Here is a 14,834-nt window from a genome sequence, read left to right as displayed (position 1 = left end):
GCCGAACAGATGCGCAGGCCCGTGCGAGCACGCCATCAACGTCAGGTGGGATTGGGGGGGCGTGCAGGAGAACAACGCGAAGAGGCAGCAACAGGGTCCATGTCCGTGTATCCCGAAAGAGCCAGTGACACGCATCGGTCCGAAACGCCGGACGGATGCGACCGGGGCACCAGCCGGCTCCCCTGTGCGCGTCCGCGCAGCCGACGCTGGCAATGCGAATGCATCGGCAGCGATCCGATTAGAGATGGCGCACTCCGCGCTCGCAAGCTGAGCATCAGATGACAGTCGCGTGACCCGTTGCGCAATTTATGCAAGACATGCCGATTCACGCACGCGATGCGACGTTTTTCGCACAGGATTGGCCGCGATCTTTTGGGAGCTATCACTTTTTCATTGATAGAAAGCATCGCGATGCGCGGATTTGCTTCGCATCCGGAGCGGCGCACCATGCGACTGCGACGGGTGTGCGCAAGGGGCGCAGCCAGGCGATGCCATACGACTCGGCACCCAGATGCTGTATAAGGGCGTGCGACCGGGGTCGCCTGTGCTGCGCCATGCAACCCGCATCGTACGATGCACCGTAGGCGCGTGTGGCCCCGGTGAGCGCAGGTGCTGTCGCAACGGAAACGGCGCCGATCCCGCATGTGTGCAGGAATCGACGCCTCGATGTTTCGCTGTATTGATCCTGCCGCCTACCAGCGATACGCCACCGACAGCTGGTACTGCCGTCCAGCGATCGGCCGGCCCATGAATACCCCGCCGGTGGCCGCACCCGGTACGCGGACGTTGCCTTCGGTGAGCCCCAGCGTATCGGTGACATTGCTGCCGCTGGCGGTCACTTCCCAATGCTCGCCCACATGCAGGTTGGCGCCGATATCCAGCATGTCGTAGGAGGGCAGGCGCTGGCTGTTGGCCAGGTCCGCGAAGCGATCGCCGATGTACGAATAGGTGGCGAACACCTTGAGGTCGCCGAACGGCAGCATCCAGTAATAGCTCGGCGTCAGCCGGAACTGCCGCTTGGGCTGGCGCATCACCTGGTTGCCGGTGAACTCGCGATAGTTGCGGTACTTCGCATCCAGCCATACCCCGGTGCCGGCCAGCTCGAAACCGCCGAACGGGCGGATGGCGCCTTCCACCTCCAGGCCGCGCGCGCGCGAATCGCCAACGGCGGTGAAATTTTCGCCATTGGCCAGGAACGCCTGGAACGGCGAATTCTTGAACGTGTTGTAGAACGCGGTGAGATACAGGTCGTAGGCGCTGGCGCCGGACTTGAGGCCGAGCTCGTACTGGTCCACTTCCTGTACGCGGTTCTGCCCATCGCGCAGGTTATCGAAGCCGGGGAACTTCACACCCGAGTTGATCCGTGCGAACAGGCTGTTGCTGTCGTTGAGTTTGAAGTTCAGCCCGGCCGTCCACGAGAATGCCTCGTCGTCCTGATCGATACGGCGTGTGGTCGCCAGGGCCAGCGAGGTGGCGTTGTCGTACAGGGTGGCGGGGTTGCCATCCAGGTCTATCGTGGCGGTGTCGTGCACATTGCCGGTCACGCTCTGGCGCTCGTAGCGCGCACCCAGGTCCAGCCGCAACTTGTCGTTGAGTTCCCACTCGTCGGCGACGAAGGCCGCGATGTTTTCGCCGTCGTAGTTGGCGCGCAGATTGAAGAACGCGGTGCTGGTGAAGCCCTGGCGCGTTGCCTGGCGTCCATCGTCCAATGCCACGTCGATGCGACGTGCGTTGTTTTGCGCGGTAAGCAACATGGTGTTGCCCAGGTACCAGGTGTCGGCAGAGGAATACCTGGCGTAGTACGCACCCACGGTCAAGGTATTGCCGGCAAACAGCTCGCGGCTCAGTCGCAGATCGTTGGTAAAGGAATTCAGGCGCTTGTCCACCGACCACCAGCCGGCTTCGAGCACTTGTTGATTCGGGTCGACTACGCCGCCGCCGTTGGTATACGTCGCGGTGCCGCCACTGCCGTAGCCAGCGATGAAATCGCTCAATCGCAGCGGCGCATCGCCGGTGAACAACGCATAGGTCGGCGCGCTGCCGCTCATCACGTTGAAGCGGTCGGCGATGGTCCAGGCGCCGGTTTCCCAGTTCAGTTCCCCACCGAACACATCGATGTTGACGCCGCGCCCGTCGGCCAGATCGCGTCGGATGGTCTGTCCGTTCGGCCCGACCAGCAGATCGACATTGCGGAAGTCGCGGCCGAGCAGGGTGCCGGTCTGCGCATTCAAGCCGGGGAAACTGGACAGGTCGTTGCCGTTATTGCGCGAGAGCAGCGGAATGGCGGTGTAGAACGCGTTGTTGTCGTCGGTATGCCGCGCGTAGAACGATAGCTCGCCACTGTCCCAGCGCTTGCTCAAGGTAGCGCTGAACTGGCCGCCCTTGTCAGCCGAAAACTGCGGGTCGCGCACCCCATCGGTCTCGCGGAAGAAGCCGCCCACGCTGTAGTACCAGCCGTTGCCCATCGGCCCACTGTTGAACACGTCGATGCGACGCAAGTCGTTGTTGCCGCCGGTCAGGCGCACGCTGCCCTCCGGTTCGTCCTGGCCCTTTTTCTGGATGAAATTGACTGTCAGACCGGGTTGCCCATTGGAGAAGATCGGGCTGGAGCCGCCACGCAACACCTCCATGCGTTCGACGGTGTCGTCGACGCGGAACAGTGTGGAATTTTCCAGAAACGACAGGGTCGGCGGTGGAAACAGCGGTGAGCCATCCAGTTGCATGGTCACGAACGGCGCGTCGCCTTCGGAGGGCATGCCGCGCACGAAGATATTGGCACCGGTGCCGCCGCCGCTGGGCTCGGCCCATACGCCCGGCACGATCTTCAACAGGTCGGCGGTGCTCTGCGGCACCGCTTGCTGGATCTGCTCCGGGCTGGCGGTGGTGATCGAAAAACTGGCATCGCGCTTGGCCAGACCCTTGAAGCGCGCGGTGCCGCTGACGATCACCGCATCCAGCGTGGTGGCATCCTGACTGGCTGTCTCTTGCGGTGCGGTCTGTGCGTGCGCCATCGGCGCAAGCAAGGTGGCGATGGTCAGCGATAACGCATAGCGGGGCATGGGTGAGGTCATGGCGATGTCCTTGCTGTCGCAGCAACCGGCAGATCCCGCCGCAGCGAACGGCGTACTGCCCGAAAAGTGATATGCCGCACAGGACTGCATCGATGGCGCAACGGACCTGCACGGCGCGTATTGCAGTTCTAACGGAGTCGCGCAGAAAAGCTGTTGTGCGCCGCGTCAACACATGCAGTGATTGCTGCGGGCGTGCTGGTCGCAGTGATGCATGGATCGAGCGGCTGTTGTGCAGCCCGCAAGACGACGGTACAGCCGCCAGGCGGGCGCGGCCGGTACGCGAATCCCTGTGTGCCATTCGCACACTGCGGCGACCGCTCGCCAGCTGTTGGCAGCCGCTCCTGGTGCGCATGAAGACTCGCACCCATGCGGTGGCAGAGGTGCGAGCGTCGCTGCGCGCAGCGCGGAGTTGATCGCTACGCTGTCCCCGCCTGCCTCAGGTCGCGGCAACAGTGCGCACCGGCGCCGCCTCGCGAATCGGCAGGTTGACCAGCGCCGCGGCAACCGCAAGCACCATGTCGCCGTACCACATCCAGCTGTAGTCGCCGCTGTGTTCCAGCACCAACCCGCCCAGCCAGGCACCGAAGAAACCGCCGAGCTGGTGCGACAGCAGGGTCAGCCCGAACAAGGTGCCCAGATAGCGCGGGCCGAACAGCTTGCCGATCAACCCTGCGGTTGGCGGCACCGTGGCCAGCCAGGTGAAACCCAGTGCGGCCGCAAACAGATAGAACGTTAGCGGTGTGGGCGGTGCGAGCAGGTACAGGCTGATCAGCACCGCGCGGCTGGCATACATCGCGCACAGCAACCACTTCATGCGTACGCGCTCGCCAAGTTTGCCGGCGACCAGGCTGCCGGCCACATTGAACAGGCCGATCAGCGCGATCGACACCGCCGATACGCTGGCCGGCAGCCCGCACAGCGCGACCTCGCCGGGCAGATGCGTGACCAGGAAGGCGATATGCACCCCGCAGGTAAAAAATCCCAGGTGCAGACACCAATAACTGCGATCGCGCACCGCCAACCGCAATTGCGCGCGCAGACCGATGTCGTCGACCGCGCGCGCCGGCTGGCTACCCGATGCGGATGGCACGCGGCGCAGCGGCCAGGCCAGCGGCAAGGTCAACAGCGACACCAACGCCAGGCCGATCATCGCCCTGGCCCAGCCGGCCGCACCGATCATCAGCTGCACCAACGGGGCGAAAACAAACTGGCCCAGCGAGCCGCCGGCATTGATCAATCCGGCCGCGAACGAACGCCGTTCCGGTGCGATGCGGCTGGCGGTGGCACCGATCAGGACCGAAAAACTGCCAGCGCCCGCACCGGCCGCCGCCAGCACGCCCAGCGATACGATCAAGCCCCATTCGCTGGCCAGCCATGGCGTCGAGGCCAATCCCAACGACAGCAGCATGCCGCCGAACAGCAGCACCGGCAGCGGCCCGCGCTGGTCGGCAATCGCCCCGAACACCGGTTGTACCGCACCCCAGACCAGTTGCCCGATCGCAAGCGCGAAGCTGATCGAGGCGATCCCGATCCCGGTCTGCCGATGGATCGGCTCGACGAACAACCCGGTGGTCTGGCGCGCCCCCATGGTCAGCATCAGCATTGCCGAGGCGGTGAGCAGCAGGCCCCATTGCGCACTTGCGCGTGCGGTTGCCGGCGCGCTCATGCGGCGTGTTCCAGCACGGCATCCAGGCGGCCCAGCGTGGCATGCAGCTGCGCGGTCGGCGCTGCACCAAACAGCGTTTCGATCCGTTGCTGGGCTGCCAGCCAGTGCGGTTGTGCGCGCCGCAGCAGCCCGCGGCCGCTGCGGCTCAGGATCAGCCAGGTCTGCCGGGCATCGTCGCCGCGCCGGGTGGTGATCCATCCGGCAGCAAGCAAGGGTTTGAGGTTGCGGGTGAGGGTGGTGCGGTCCATGCCCAAGGCCTGTGCCAGCATGCCCAGAGACTGCGCTGCGTCGAGTCGGCGCAGGATCGAGTACGCGTTGAGACTCAGGCCGACCGGCGCCAGTGCGTGGTCATAAAGCTGCGACATCCGACGCGCCGCCCGGCGCAGATGAAAGCAGGTGCAGTTGGACGTGCTGGACATGGACGCGCTCCGCAGGATGGCTGCATATTGCGTGCATATGCACCTATCTACAAGCGGCCGGATGCGTGCCCGCTACCCGGGCGAAGGCCACTTGCCTCAGAAGCCGTCATCCCCAACCAACCACGTAGGAGCGCACCTGGGCGCGACACCCATGACCGTGACCGGTTGTCGCGCAGTCGATCGTGTGCCGTGTGCGGTTTTCGCCTGCGAAATCCATTGGCACTGCGACAGAACGCATGCCGCCGCAACGATGCTGCCACCTGCGCGATCAAGTGGTGATGCCGAGCCCGCGCCGGCTGCCGAGCGGAGCGTACGCGCGCCCCGGGTCCGGGACAGGCAACACACCTTCGCTACAGCGCGCAGCTTGGCGATCCCAAATAGAGAGGCCGCCCGAAGGCGGCCTCGCTTCTACCCAGCGGGGGAGAGAGACCGCTGTCAGAAGAACATCCGCACGCCGAACGAGGCACTGCGGCCAGGCAACATCACATCGTCCTTGAGGAAGGAGGTATGCACGCGTGCGTCCTGATTGGTCAGGTTGTTGCCGTCCAGAAACACTTCCCACGCATTGCTGCCGCGGTCCACGTGGTAGGCCAGATGCGCATCCACGAAGGTATAGCCATCGGTCGCGGTTTCGTTCACCGCCACCTTGTCCTGCTTCAGGGTGCGGGTGGCGCCGAGCGAGGCGCGCCACGCATCGGCATTCCAGCGCATCTGCGCACCGAAGCGGCCCGGCGCGATGCGTGGCAGGTTGCCGCCATCGCTCAGGCGCGCACGCACGGTATCGCCGAACACGCGCAGGTCCCACGCGCCGGTGTCGTTGTTGGCCAGGTGGAAGGTCGCTTCGCCTTCGAAGCCGTGGAAGATCGCATCGGCCTGCGTCCACTGGCGGATCGGCAGGAAGTCGTTGTCTTCTTCGTTGAACCATTGATTGCCGGTGTCGACGATGTAGACGAAGTCGTTGTAGCGGTTGTAGTACGCCGCCACCTTGGCATCCACCCATTCGTTCTGGAAGTTGAGCCCCAGCTCGGCCTGGTTGGCCTTTTCGGTCTTCAGATCCGCATCGCCGATCTCATAGGCGAGGGTGGCGATATGCGGGCCGTCGGCGAACAGTTCTTCTTCGGCCGGTGCGCGCTCGGCGTGGTCCAGGTTGGCGGTCAGGCGCCACTGCTCGTTGAAGCGGAAACCGCCGCTGGCCGAGAAGCTGGTCGGGGTGAAGTCGCGGTCCACGCCGATGTCGGTCTGGTACTTGACCTTGTCCACACGTGCGCCGATCTCGGCGGTGACGCGTTCCCAGCTGTTGCGCGCCACGGCGAATGCGCCGAGCGAACGCGTATCGGTCTTGGGCACGAAGGATTCTTCGCCCACCGCCTGGAACGTGGTATCGCTGCCCTGCAGGCCGAACGCGGTCTGCCAGCCGCCGCCGAAGGTAAACGAGGCCTCCACGCGGCCTTCGTTGGCGCGCTTGGTGAACACGGTGCCGACTTCCTCGCCTTCGAATTCGGTATGCGCGTAATCGGTATGACCGAAGCTGTAGCGCAGCGCGCTGCCTTCGCCCCACGGATCGGTCAGCCCGCCCTTGAGGTCGTAGCGGTCCTGCTGCAGTTTCAGCGACACGCCGCGCTCGCCGATGGACGGGTCGCCCGGCTCGCCGGGGTTGCCGTAGTTATCGCGAAAGCGCGATGCCGACAGGCCGACAAAGCCCCAGTCGCCGGACAGCGAGGCGCCGATCGAGCCCACCTTGGAATCGATCCAGCTGTTGAGCTGGCGCCCCTGCGGGGTGTCGTAGTCGTTCTGGTTGCGGTACACGCCGTCGGCATGGATCGACAGGCCGCTGCCGTTGCCGGCATCGACGCGGAACATGTCGGTATTGCCGTCCTTGTCGCCGCCGTCAAAACGCACTTCGGCGCGCCCGCTGAAGCCGTCCACCGGGGTTTCGGCAATTCGCCCGTCGACCACGTTGACCACGCCGCCGATCGCGCCGGAGCCGTACAGCAGCGTGGACGGACCCTTCAGCACTTCGATCTGGTTGGCCAGGAACGGCTCGATCGCCGGCGAGTGGTCCTGGCTGACGGTGGACACGTCCTGGGTGGACAGGCCGTCGCGCAGCACCGCCACGCGCGGGCCATCCAGGCCGCGGATGATCGGCCGTCCCACGCCGGGGCCGAAGTTGGAGCTCTGCACGCCCGGCAGGCTGGCCACGGTTTCGCCCAGGCTCGAACTGCGCACCTCATCCAGACGCTCGCCGGCCAGCACCTCGACCGGACGGCTCAGCTCGCCTGCCGCGTCGCGCAGCGGGCTGGCGGTGACCACCACCTTGTCCAGGTCCTTGATATGCCGGCCGCTGGAATGGGTGGCGTCATGCCGGGTGTCCGATGTCGGCGGCGTCTGCGGGTCGGCAACCTCCGGGGTGTCTTCGGCCAGGGCCAGGGCAGGAGTCAGCAGGCTGGCCAGTGCCAGCGAGAGGGCGGAGCGGCGCAGCGAGGGGATGAGCGTGGGGGCCATGTGGATCGGACTCTCTGATTGTTACTATATATCAATGGGATGGCGCAGCTTGCCTGCTGTGCCGACGGCAAGGCCCGCGCTGTGCGATGCAGTGGTGCGGGCCTGGAACAAGGAAGATGTTATATTATTCCACGTCGCCGCGAGCACCTGCTGGAAGTCATGCCTCTACCCACACTTCGCCATCTGCTGGACCGCTTCGGTGCGACCGGCTCGCTGCTGTGCGCGGTGCACTGTGCGGTGCTGCCGTTGGTCCTGGCGCTGGCGCCGTCGCTCGGATTGTCGTTCTGGCTGGGCGACGGGGTCGAACTGGCGATCGTCGTGTTCGTGACCCTGCTCGGGCTTTTCAGCCTGGTCCTGGGATATCGCCGACACAAGGCGCTGCATGCGCTGGCGTTGTTGCTGCCGGGCCTGGCGCTGTTGTGGCTGGGCCTGTTGTACGACCCGCTGCACCATTCGGTGGTGCCGCACGCGGTGGTGATGACGCTGGGCGGCGCCCTGGTCGGCATCGCCCATCTGGTCAATCTGCGGCTGAATCACGGGCATGCGCACGTGCACGACGCGAGCTGCGCGCATTGACCAAGCGCTGATACACCAGCGCGCGCTGGGTGCAGGCGGTCATTCGGAAGATCGTTTTACACAGGTGCCAGGCTGGCCCCGGTCGCCAAGCTGACCGCCGGGTGCCCGTGGATGGCAGGCCTGATGCACGGAAGGCTTGTTCAGAGCGTGGCAGGGCCCGCGGCTGCGCGGCCCCGGGCCGACGTGGTAGGCTTGCCGGCCTTGCGCGAGGGCGCCGCCGGTGCAAACCTCGCCAGACCCGTGCCAGCACGGGAATTTGTATTCACATTCAGGAGTCGACGAAATGGGTAAGGGTGACCGTAAGACCGCCAAGGGCAAGCGCTACAACGCCAGCTACGGCAATTCGCGTTCGCACGCGGTGAGCAAGGTTGTCGTGGGTGCAGCTGCCCCGGTTGCCAAGAAGGGCGTGGTCAAGGCGCCGGCCAAGAAGGCTGTTGCCAAGAAGACCGTCGCCAAGGCCAGCTGATCCCAGCCCGCTTTGCGATCTGAAAACGCGGCGCTTGCGCCGCGTTTTTTTATGTCCGACGTCAGTGCAAACGCTGGCATAGCTGCTTGCCATGGTGCCGCAGCTCTGGGCAGTGGCCGCGGTAGCACCTCATCGCTATCGGCAGCCGTCGCGGGTCGGTGCAAGACCTCCCCAAGGCGGCTGGCGCCCTGTCATCGCCCGGCGCCGTCCGTGGTGCATCGGATAAGGCGTGCGCGCCTGGATCATGCAGCGTTTCTAGTGGGTGGCGTCCGGCGCCGGCGCCTTTGCAGCTGGGGTCAGCAACTGCTCGGCCAGTCCGCGATAGATCGGCGTCTTGCACACCAGCCCGGACACCGCACGTGCGATCAACACGGTGGCCAGGATCGGCAGCAGCATCTGGCTGGTGTCGGTGAGCTCCAGCGAAATCACCGCCGAGGTCAGCGGTGCCTGGGTGACACCGGTCAGGTAGGCGCACATGCCCAGCAGCACGAAGGTGCGCGGGTCCACGCTCGGCATCAGCACCGACAGGTTGTGGCCGATACCGGCACCCACTGCCAGGGCGGGCGAGAACAGGCCGCCCGGGATGCCGGCCAGGTACGAGACCAGGTTGGCGATGAGCTTCATCAGGCCGAACTCATGGCCGACCACGGCATGCCCCTGCACCAGGCTGCGCGCCTGCTCGTAGCCGGTGCCGAAGGCGCCTTGCCCGAACACCAGCGCCAGCCCGACCAGCGCCACGCCGCACAACGCCGCCAGCAGCACCGGGTGGCGCTGGCGCAGTGCGCCCAGCCAGCGCGGTTTGCCGCTGACGCTGGCCAGCACCAGCCGCGCGAAGATCCCGCCGAGCAGCCCGGCCACGCTCCCGCACAGTGCGATCGCCAGCCAAGCCTGGCCCAACGGCAAGGCCACCGCCACCTTGCCGAAATAGGTGTAGTTGCTCAGCAACCCCAGCGATACCACGCCGCCGACGATCACCGCCGTGAGCAAGGTGCCGGAGAAGCGGTGCTCGAAGCGACCGCTCAGTTCTTCGATCGCAAAGACCACGCCGGCGAGCGGCGTGTTGAATGCCGCTGCGATACCGGCCGCGCCGCCGGCAAGCAGAAAATGCGAAAGCTCGCGCGGATCGTGAAAGCCGAACCAGCGCCCGAACACATGCATCAGGCTGGCGCCCACATGCACGGTCGGTCCTTCGCGCCCGACCGATGCGCCACCGAGCAGCGACAGCGTGGTCAACGCAAGCTTGCCTAGCGACACGCGCAGCGACAGGTTGGTGCCGCGAAACGCCGGGTCCGGATGCTCCAGCGCGGCGATGACCTGCGGAATGCCGCTACCGCGGGTGGGCCGCATCGCCCCCGAGGTCAGCCAGGCGAGCAGGGCGAAAATGCCCGGCGTCAGCAGCAGCGCCCACCAGATCGAGTGTGCGGTGATGCGTTGAAACAACTGGAAGGCCGCATCGCTGGCCTTGGCGAACACGATGGCGACCAGGGCCACCGCAATGGCGCCACCCCAGAGTGCGGCGCGACGACGCCAGCCTTCGCTGGACAACAGCGGCCGCAAGCGACGCGGCGAGGGATCAGAAGCAGACATGGCCCCATTGTCGCATCGGCGCGCTGCAGCCGGTGTGCGCAGTGCTCAGTGCGCAATGTCCGGCGGCACGCGTAATGCCGGCAGCAGCGTGGCCGGGTTGCCGTCGTTGGGCGCTGCGGCGATGCCCAGCAACCGCGTCAGCAAGGCATACACATCGACGTTGTCGAACCCGGGCAAGCGCTTGCCCTGCGCCAGATCCGGGCCTTGCGCCACGAACACCGCACGCATCGAGGGCAGGGCTGGATCGAACCCGTGCGAGCCGCGCATGCCGTGCTGCGAGCGCTTGGCCAGTTTGTCGGGGAACAATGCGTCCCAGCCTTCGTGCATCTGGCACACGATCGGCGGAATGCGCGGGTGCGTGCCGTAATGCCAGCGCGCCGGCAGCTCGGCCTTGCGCCAGCAGTCGTACTGCGCATGGGGGCCGAGCAGCATCGCCTCGGCATTGGCCTGTTGCCCGGGCTTGGGCTCGAAGCCGATCACCTGGCCGTCGGTGACCGCGGTGGCAATCGCCGGCGGCGCGATGGCTTCCACGCTGATCGCATGCCCCGGCGCCACCTCGGCCATGCCGTGATCGGAGACCACGATGATGTTGGTGCGCGCGCGGGTCCCGTCGCGCTGCATGCCGGCCAGCAGCCGGCCGATGGCGGCGTCCACTGCGCGCACGCTGTCGGCGTATTCGCGCGATTCCGGGCCGTGGTCGTGGCCTGCTTCGTCCACGTGTTCGAAGTACAGCGTGACCAGGCGGTTGGCGTCGGCGCCGGAGCTCTTGAGCCAGGCCTGGACAGTGTCCACGCGCGCGTCCATGGCGACGCCTTCCTCGTAATGGCGCCAATGCGTCGGGCGCACGCCCTGGATGGCGGCCTCGCTGCCGGGCCACGACCAGGTTGCCGCGTGCATCCCGGCCTTTTCCACGCCCACCCAGACCGGCTGGCCGCCCCACCAGCGCGCATCGGTCACCGCGTCCTGCTTGCTCAGCCAGAAATTGCCCAGCCCGGCATCGCGCATGCTGTTGTGCACGATGCCGTGGCGATCCGGGCGCAGGCCGGTGACCAGCGTGTAGTGATTGGGAAAGGTCAGCGACGGGTACGAGGGTGTCATCCAGCGCGCGCGCACGCCATCGCGTGCAAGCTGCGACAGCGTCGGCGTGATGCCGCGATCAAGCATGTCCGCGCGCAGGCCATCGATGGAAATCAGCAGCAAGGGATGCGGCGCGTCGTCGGACGTCGCGGCGGCCGACAGTGGCGACGATGTACTGGGCGGCGGTGAGGCCTCACGCACGCCGGGCTGGGTGGAGCAGGCCGCTAGCAGCGCGGTGGCCATCGCGGCAGACACAAGACGTCGATCGATCATGCCGCCAGTTTACGGTGCAGCGATGACGTCGCGGAGTCAGCGCAGCGGCGCTGCACGTTGATCGACGAACAGGTCGTCGGCGCGTGCGATCTGGCGCGGCGACCAGCCTTCCAGCTGCAACAACGCCTGCTTGGTCGGCAGGCCGCCACCGAAGCCGGTCAACGTGCCATTGGCGCCGATCACGCGATGGCAGGGCAGCACGATCGGCAACGGATTGCGGCCATTGGCAGCACCTACCGCGCGGCTGGCGGCGGGGCGTCCTACCGCCTGCGCAAGCTGCGCGTAACTCCAGGTCTGGCCGAACGGAATCCGCGCCAACGTGTGCCAGACCTGCAGCTGAAACGGCGTGCCGGCCGGTGCCAGCGGCAGGTCGAAACTGCGTCGCCCGCCATGCAGATAATCCAGCAGTTGCTCGCGCGCTGCGCGCACCAGGGCGGCATCGGGGGCATGCGCCCAACTCGCACGTCCGGGCGCGTCGTAGCGGTTCTGTGCGAACAGGATGTGGCGCACCGCAGTGGAATCGGCGGCCACGGTGAGGGCGCCGATCGGCGAGTGGAAGGTGTCGTAGTACAGCGTGTTCATGGGCGGGTGTCCTTGCGGTCGATGGCGAGATGCCACAGGTGCAACACGGCATAGGCACGCCATGGGCGCCATGCCTGCGAACGCGCTTCGGTGGCGCGTTCGCTCAGACGCTCCGGCGCGCCGAGGACCTGCTGCAGGATCAGATCGCCGGCCGGAAACGCATCCGGATGCGAAAGCGCGCGCATGGCGATGTAGTGCGCGGTCCAGGGCCCGATGCCGGGCAACGCGGTGCAGGTGGCGACAAAGTCCGCCAACCGCTGGCCGGCGCCGAAATGCAGCCGGCCCTGTGCGCATGCCGATGCCAGCGCGCGCAACGTGGCCGCGCGTGCGCGTGGCAGCCCGAGCTGTTCCAGCGGCGCGTCGGCCAGCTGTGCGGGCGTGGGAAAACTGCGATCCAGGCCGGGCGGCATGTCGGCATGATGGCCGCCGTGGCGGTCCACCAACCGCGCCGCCAGCGTTGCCGCGCCGGCCACGCTGATCTGCTGGCCCAGCACCGCACGCACCGCCACTTCAAAGCCGTCCCATCCCCCCGGCACGCGCAGGCCGGGCCGGCGCGCGATCGCCTCGGCCAGGAGCGGTTCGGATGCCAGCGTGGCGTGCACGGCCTGCAGGTCCGCATCCAGATCGAACAGCCGACGCACCCGGCGCACGATCTGCGGAATCTGTCGCGGGTCGGTGGCGCCGATGCGCAGCAGCAGCTCGGGCCGCTGCGGCGCGGCGACCACCTCGATCAAGCTTGCGTGCCCTGGCGTGCCGATCACCCGCCGGTAGCCGCTGGCATCGACCTGCTCGATCCCCGGAATCGCGCGGCGCTGCAGAAACACCAGCATCGCCGACCAGTCCAGCGGCGGGCGATAGCCCAGGCGCAGGCACAGTTGGCCGCCCGGAACGTCGGCGCGCTGCTTGCGCAACGCCGACGGCGGCATGCCGCAGCCTTGCAGAAAGGCCGCATTGAAACGCCGCAGGCTGTTGAAGCCGGCGGCGAGCGCGACCTCGGTAACCGGCAAGGCGGTTTCGGTGAGCAACTGCTTGGCCAACAGCAGCCGGCGCGTGCCATGCACCTGGATCGGGGTGGCGCCGAGCTGCTGCACGAACTGCCGTTGCAACTGTCGCGCACTCATGCCCACCGCATCGGCCAGCGTCTGCACCGGCTGCTCCTGCAACAGGCCTTCGGCAATCATCGCCAGCGCACGCTGCACGCTCTCTTCGCCCAGATGCTGCTGCGCCTGCGGCGACAGTTCCGGCCGACAGCGCAGGCACGGCCGGTAACCGGCCGCACTGGCCGCCGCCGCGCTCGGGTAGTAACTGACGTTGCCCGGCTTGGGCGGTGGCGCCGGACACACCGGCCGACAATAGATGCCGGTGCTGCGGACCGCAGTAAAGAACAGCCCGTCGAAGCGCGCATCGCGCGCCAGGCGGGCGCGGTCGCATTGAATTCGATCGGGCGTCATCGTTTGCATGACGCCAGTCTAAGCGCTGGCTTGCGCCGCGGCTGGCCGTTTTCGGACAGGGTTGCTGCCTGGATGTTCCCGCCCGGATATTCTCTGCCGGATTGGTCAACCAAGACGTGAAACAGGACGCAGGGATGATTGTTCCCAGACATTGGGCCGAGGCCCGTATCCAGCATCGAGAAGGCAAGCGCAGCATCACCGTCCGCCGATTCGGATGGTCCGATGAAAGCTACGCTGCGGCCGAGCTGCATGCGCGTGGTCGTGCCGGTGAGGCGCTCGACGAGATCCTGAGCGGCACGCCGCTGCCGCGTAGGGAAAGGCTCGCGGCCTATGGAGAAGGCCTGCCGATTCGCGAAGAGATCGTTGCGCAGGAAGGTAGCCTGGTGCTTACCCGCAACAGCTATGGCGCCTTGTGCCTGAACACCCCCAACGTGCTGTTTGCGGATGTGGATTTTGCCCATTTGCCGCGTAGGGGCCTGGGGCCTGGTTGGGGCTTGCTGCTCTTGGTGAGCGTGATGGTGCTTGGTACGTTTCAATTCCATCTGTTCGGCGTGGTGATACTGGCGACGGCGGTGACCTGGCTATCGAACCGTCTGGCGAGGTCTTGGCGCCGTCATCGGTTTTGTCGCGCAGGCACACCAGAACAGCAGGCCCGGCGGCGTATCGATGCGTTCGCAGCCGCACACCCGCAGTGGCATCTGCGGCTGTATCGAACGCCTGCCGGGTTTCGTCTGCTGGCGTTGCACCGCTGTTTTGAGCCGGATGACGCAGAGGTCGCCGCTTGTTTTTCGCAACTCGGCGTTGACGCGGTCTACGCTCGGATGTGTCGTATGCAGCAATGCTTTCGTGCTCGGGTAAGCCCCAAGCCGTGGCGTGTGGGCATTCATCGACGTATCCGTCCCCCCTATGCCGCGTGGCGCGCCGAGCACGCAGCGTTACCGGAGCGTCTGCGGTGGATTGCAGACTATGAGTGCGCCAGTACCGCCTTCGCAGCATGCAGGTACATCGCCTCATTTGGCGACGAGCGCAATGTGACCGAGGCTGCTCGACAGGTGCAGGAACGCCACGACGCCTGGTGCCGTGCGGATCAGCCACACCTGCAACTGGCCTGACAGGCCGCGGGTTAAGGCAGGGTTCGGGGCGTGGTGCGCGTCCGCCCTAGAC

11 protein-coding genes are annotated in these 14,834 nt (G+C 66.4%); 3 read left to right on the top strand and 8 right to left on the bottom strand.

What is annotated here, in order from left to right; genetic code table 11:
* Positions 1-692: 692 nt before the first annotated feature.
* The 4 genes from VZ068_RS14015 to VZ068_RS14000 form a co-directional block, all read right to left on the bottom strand.
* Positions 693-3,071: a TonB-dependent receptor gene (locus VZ068_RS14015; protein WP_349655631.1), complete on the bottom strand. Its 2,379-nt coding sequence runs from the start codon at positions 3,069-3,071 to the stop codon at positions 693-695.
* 436 nt (positions 3,072-3,507) lie between these two features.
* Positions 3,508-4,737 carry an MFS transporter gene (locus VZ068_RS14010; protein WP_349655630.1) on the bottom strand — a complete coding sequence of 410 codons (1,230 nt, stop codon included), beginning with the start codon at positions 4,735-4,737 and terminating at the stop codon, positions 3,508-3,510.
* The gene (locus VZ068_RS14005; protein ID WP_259151503.1) at positions 4,734-5,156 is read right to left on the bottom strand and encodes a MarR family winged helix-turn-helix transcriptional regulator; all 423 of its coding nucleotides are present in this window, start codon (positions 5,154-5,156) and stop codon (positions 4,734-4,736) included. Before VZ068_RS14005 ends, VZ068_RS14010 begins: the two co-directional genes overlap by 4 nt.
* 435 nt (positions 5,157-5,591) lie before the next feature.
* Positions 5,592-7,658 carry a TonB-dependent receptor gene (locus VZ068_RS14000; protein ID WP_349655629.1) on the bottom strand — a complete coding sequence of 689 codons (2,067 nt, stop codon included), beginning with the start codon at positions 7,656-7,658 and terminating at the stop codon, positions 5,592-5,594.
* Positions 7,659-7,817: 159 nt separating this feature from the next.
* Between VZ068_RS14000 and VZ068_RS13995 the strand changes: the two genes are divergently transcribed.
* A complete protein-coding gene (locus tag VZ068_RS13995; RefSeq protein ID WP_046964950.1) occupies positions 7,818-8,234 on the top strand; it encodes a MerC domain-containing protein in 417 nt (138 codons plus the stop codon).
* A 283-nt stretch (positions 8,235-8,517) separates the two neighbouring features.
* Positions 8,518-8,700: a 30S ribosomal protein THX gene (locus VZ068_RS13990; protein WP_003487537.1), complete on the top strand. Its 183-nt coding sequence runs from the start codon at positions 8,518-8,520 to the stop codon at positions 8,698-8,700.
* Positions 8,701-8,955: 255 nt separating this feature from the next.
* Here VZ068_RS13990 and VZ068_RS13985 read toward each other — a convergent pair whose 3' ends face one another.
* From VZ068_RS13985 to VZ068_RS13970, 4 genes are read right to left on the bottom strand one after another with little or no spacing between them, the layout of a single operon-like run.
* Positions 8,956-10,287 carry a chloride channel protein gene (locus VZ068_RS13985; protein WP_349655628.1) on the bottom strand — a complete coding sequence of 444 codons (1,332 nt, stop codon included), beginning with the start codon at positions 10,285-10,287 and terminating at the stop codon, positions 8,956-8,958.
* Positions 10,288-10,332: 45 nt separating this feature from the next.
* Positions 10,333-11,637: an ectonucleotide pyrophosphatase/phosphodiesterase gene (locus VZ068_RS13980; RefSeq protein ID WP_349655627.1), complete on the bottom strand. Its 1,305-nt coding sequence runs from the start codon at positions 11,635-11,637 to the stop codon at positions 10,333-10,335.
* Positions 11,638-11,673: 36 nt separating this feature from the next.
* The gene (locus tag VZ068_RS13975) at positions 11,674-12,219 is read right to left on the bottom strand and encodes a methylated-DNA--[protein]-cysteine S-methyltransferase (protein ID WP_349655626.1); all 546 of its coding nucleotides are present in this window, start codon (positions 12,217-12,219) and stop codon (positions 11,674-11,676) included.
* Complete coding sequence (locus tag VZ068_RS13970) at positions 12,216-13,679, bottom strand: AlkA N-terminal domain-containing protein (RefSeq protein ID WP_349655625.1); 1,464 nt, start codon at positions 13,677-13,679, stop codon at positions 12,216-12,218. The genes VZ068_RS13975 and VZ068_RS13970 overlap by 4 nt, the downstream gene beginning before the upstream one ends.
* Positions 13,680-13,804: 125 nt before the next feature.
* Between VZ068_RS13970 and VZ068_RS13965 the strand changes: the two genes are divergently transcribed.
* A complete protein-coding gene (locus VZ068_RS13965) occupies positions 13,805-14,782 on the top strand; it encodes a hypothetical protein (protein WP_349655624.1) in 978 nt (325 codons plus the stop codon).
* The last annotated feature ends 52 nt before the right edge of the window (positions 14,783-14,834 follow it).

It is taken from the genome of Xanthomonas sp. 10-10, assembly GCF_040182365.1.
In the GTDB taxonomy this organism is placed as follows: Bacteria; Pseudomonadota; Gammaproteobacteria; order Xanthomonadales; family Xanthomonadaceae; genus Xanthomonas; species Xanthomonas arboricola_F.
The sequence above is the reverse complement of the archived record's forward strand: the minus strand, read 5'-3'. Positions and strand labels throughout refer to the sequence as shown.

What these genes read in the sequence shown, in the direction of transcription:
- VZ068_RS13965 (WP_349655624.1), top strand. Translation starts at nt 13,805, where the DNA reads ATGATTGTTCCCAGACATTGGGCCGAGGCCCGTATCCAGCATCGAGAA.
- VZ068_RS14005 (WP_259151503.1), bottom strand. Translation starts at nt 5,156, where the DNA reads ATGTCCAGCACGTCCAACTGCACCTGCTTTCATCTGCGCCGGGCGGCG.
- VZ068_RS13975 (WP_349655626.1), bottom strand. Translation starts at nt 12,219, where the DNA reads ATGAACACGCTGTACTACGACACCTTCCACTCGCCGATCGGCGCCCTC.
- VZ068_RS13990 (WP_003487537.1), top strand. Translation starts at nt 8,518, where the DNA reads ATGGGTAAGGGTGACCGTAAGACCGCCAAGGGCAAGCGCTACAACGCC.
- VZ068_RS14015 (WP_349655631.1), bottom strand. Translation starts at nt 3,071, where the DNA reads ATGACCTCACCCATGCCCCGCTATGCGTTATCGCTGACCATCGCCACC.
- VZ068_RS13995 (WP_046964950.1), top strand. Translation starts at nt 7,818, where the DNA reads ATGCCTCTACCCACACTTCGCCATCTGCTGGACCGCTTCGGTGCGACC.
- VZ068_RS13970 (WP_349655625.1), bottom strand. Translation starts at nt 13,679, where the DNA reads ATGCAAACGATGACGCCCGATCGAATTCAATGCGACCGCGCCCGCCTG.
- VZ068_RS13980 (WP_349655627.1), bottom strand. Translation starts at nt 11,637, where the DNA reads ATGATCGATCGACGTCTTGTGTCTGCCGCGATGGCCACCGCGCTGCTA.
- VZ068_RS13985 (WP_349655628.1), bottom strand. Translation starts at nt 10,287, where the DNA reads ATGTCTGCTTCTGATCCCTCGCCGCGTCGCTTGCGGCCGCTGTTGTCC.
- VZ068_RS14000 (WP_349655629.1), bottom strand. Translation starts at nt 7,658, where the DNA reads ATGGCCCCCACGCTCATCCCCTCGCTGCGCCGCTCCGCCCTCTCGCTG.
- VZ068_RS14010 (WP_349655630.1), bottom strand. Translation starts at nt 4,737, where the DNA reads ATGAGCGCGCCGGCAACCGCACGCGCAAGTGCGCAATGGGGCCTGCTG.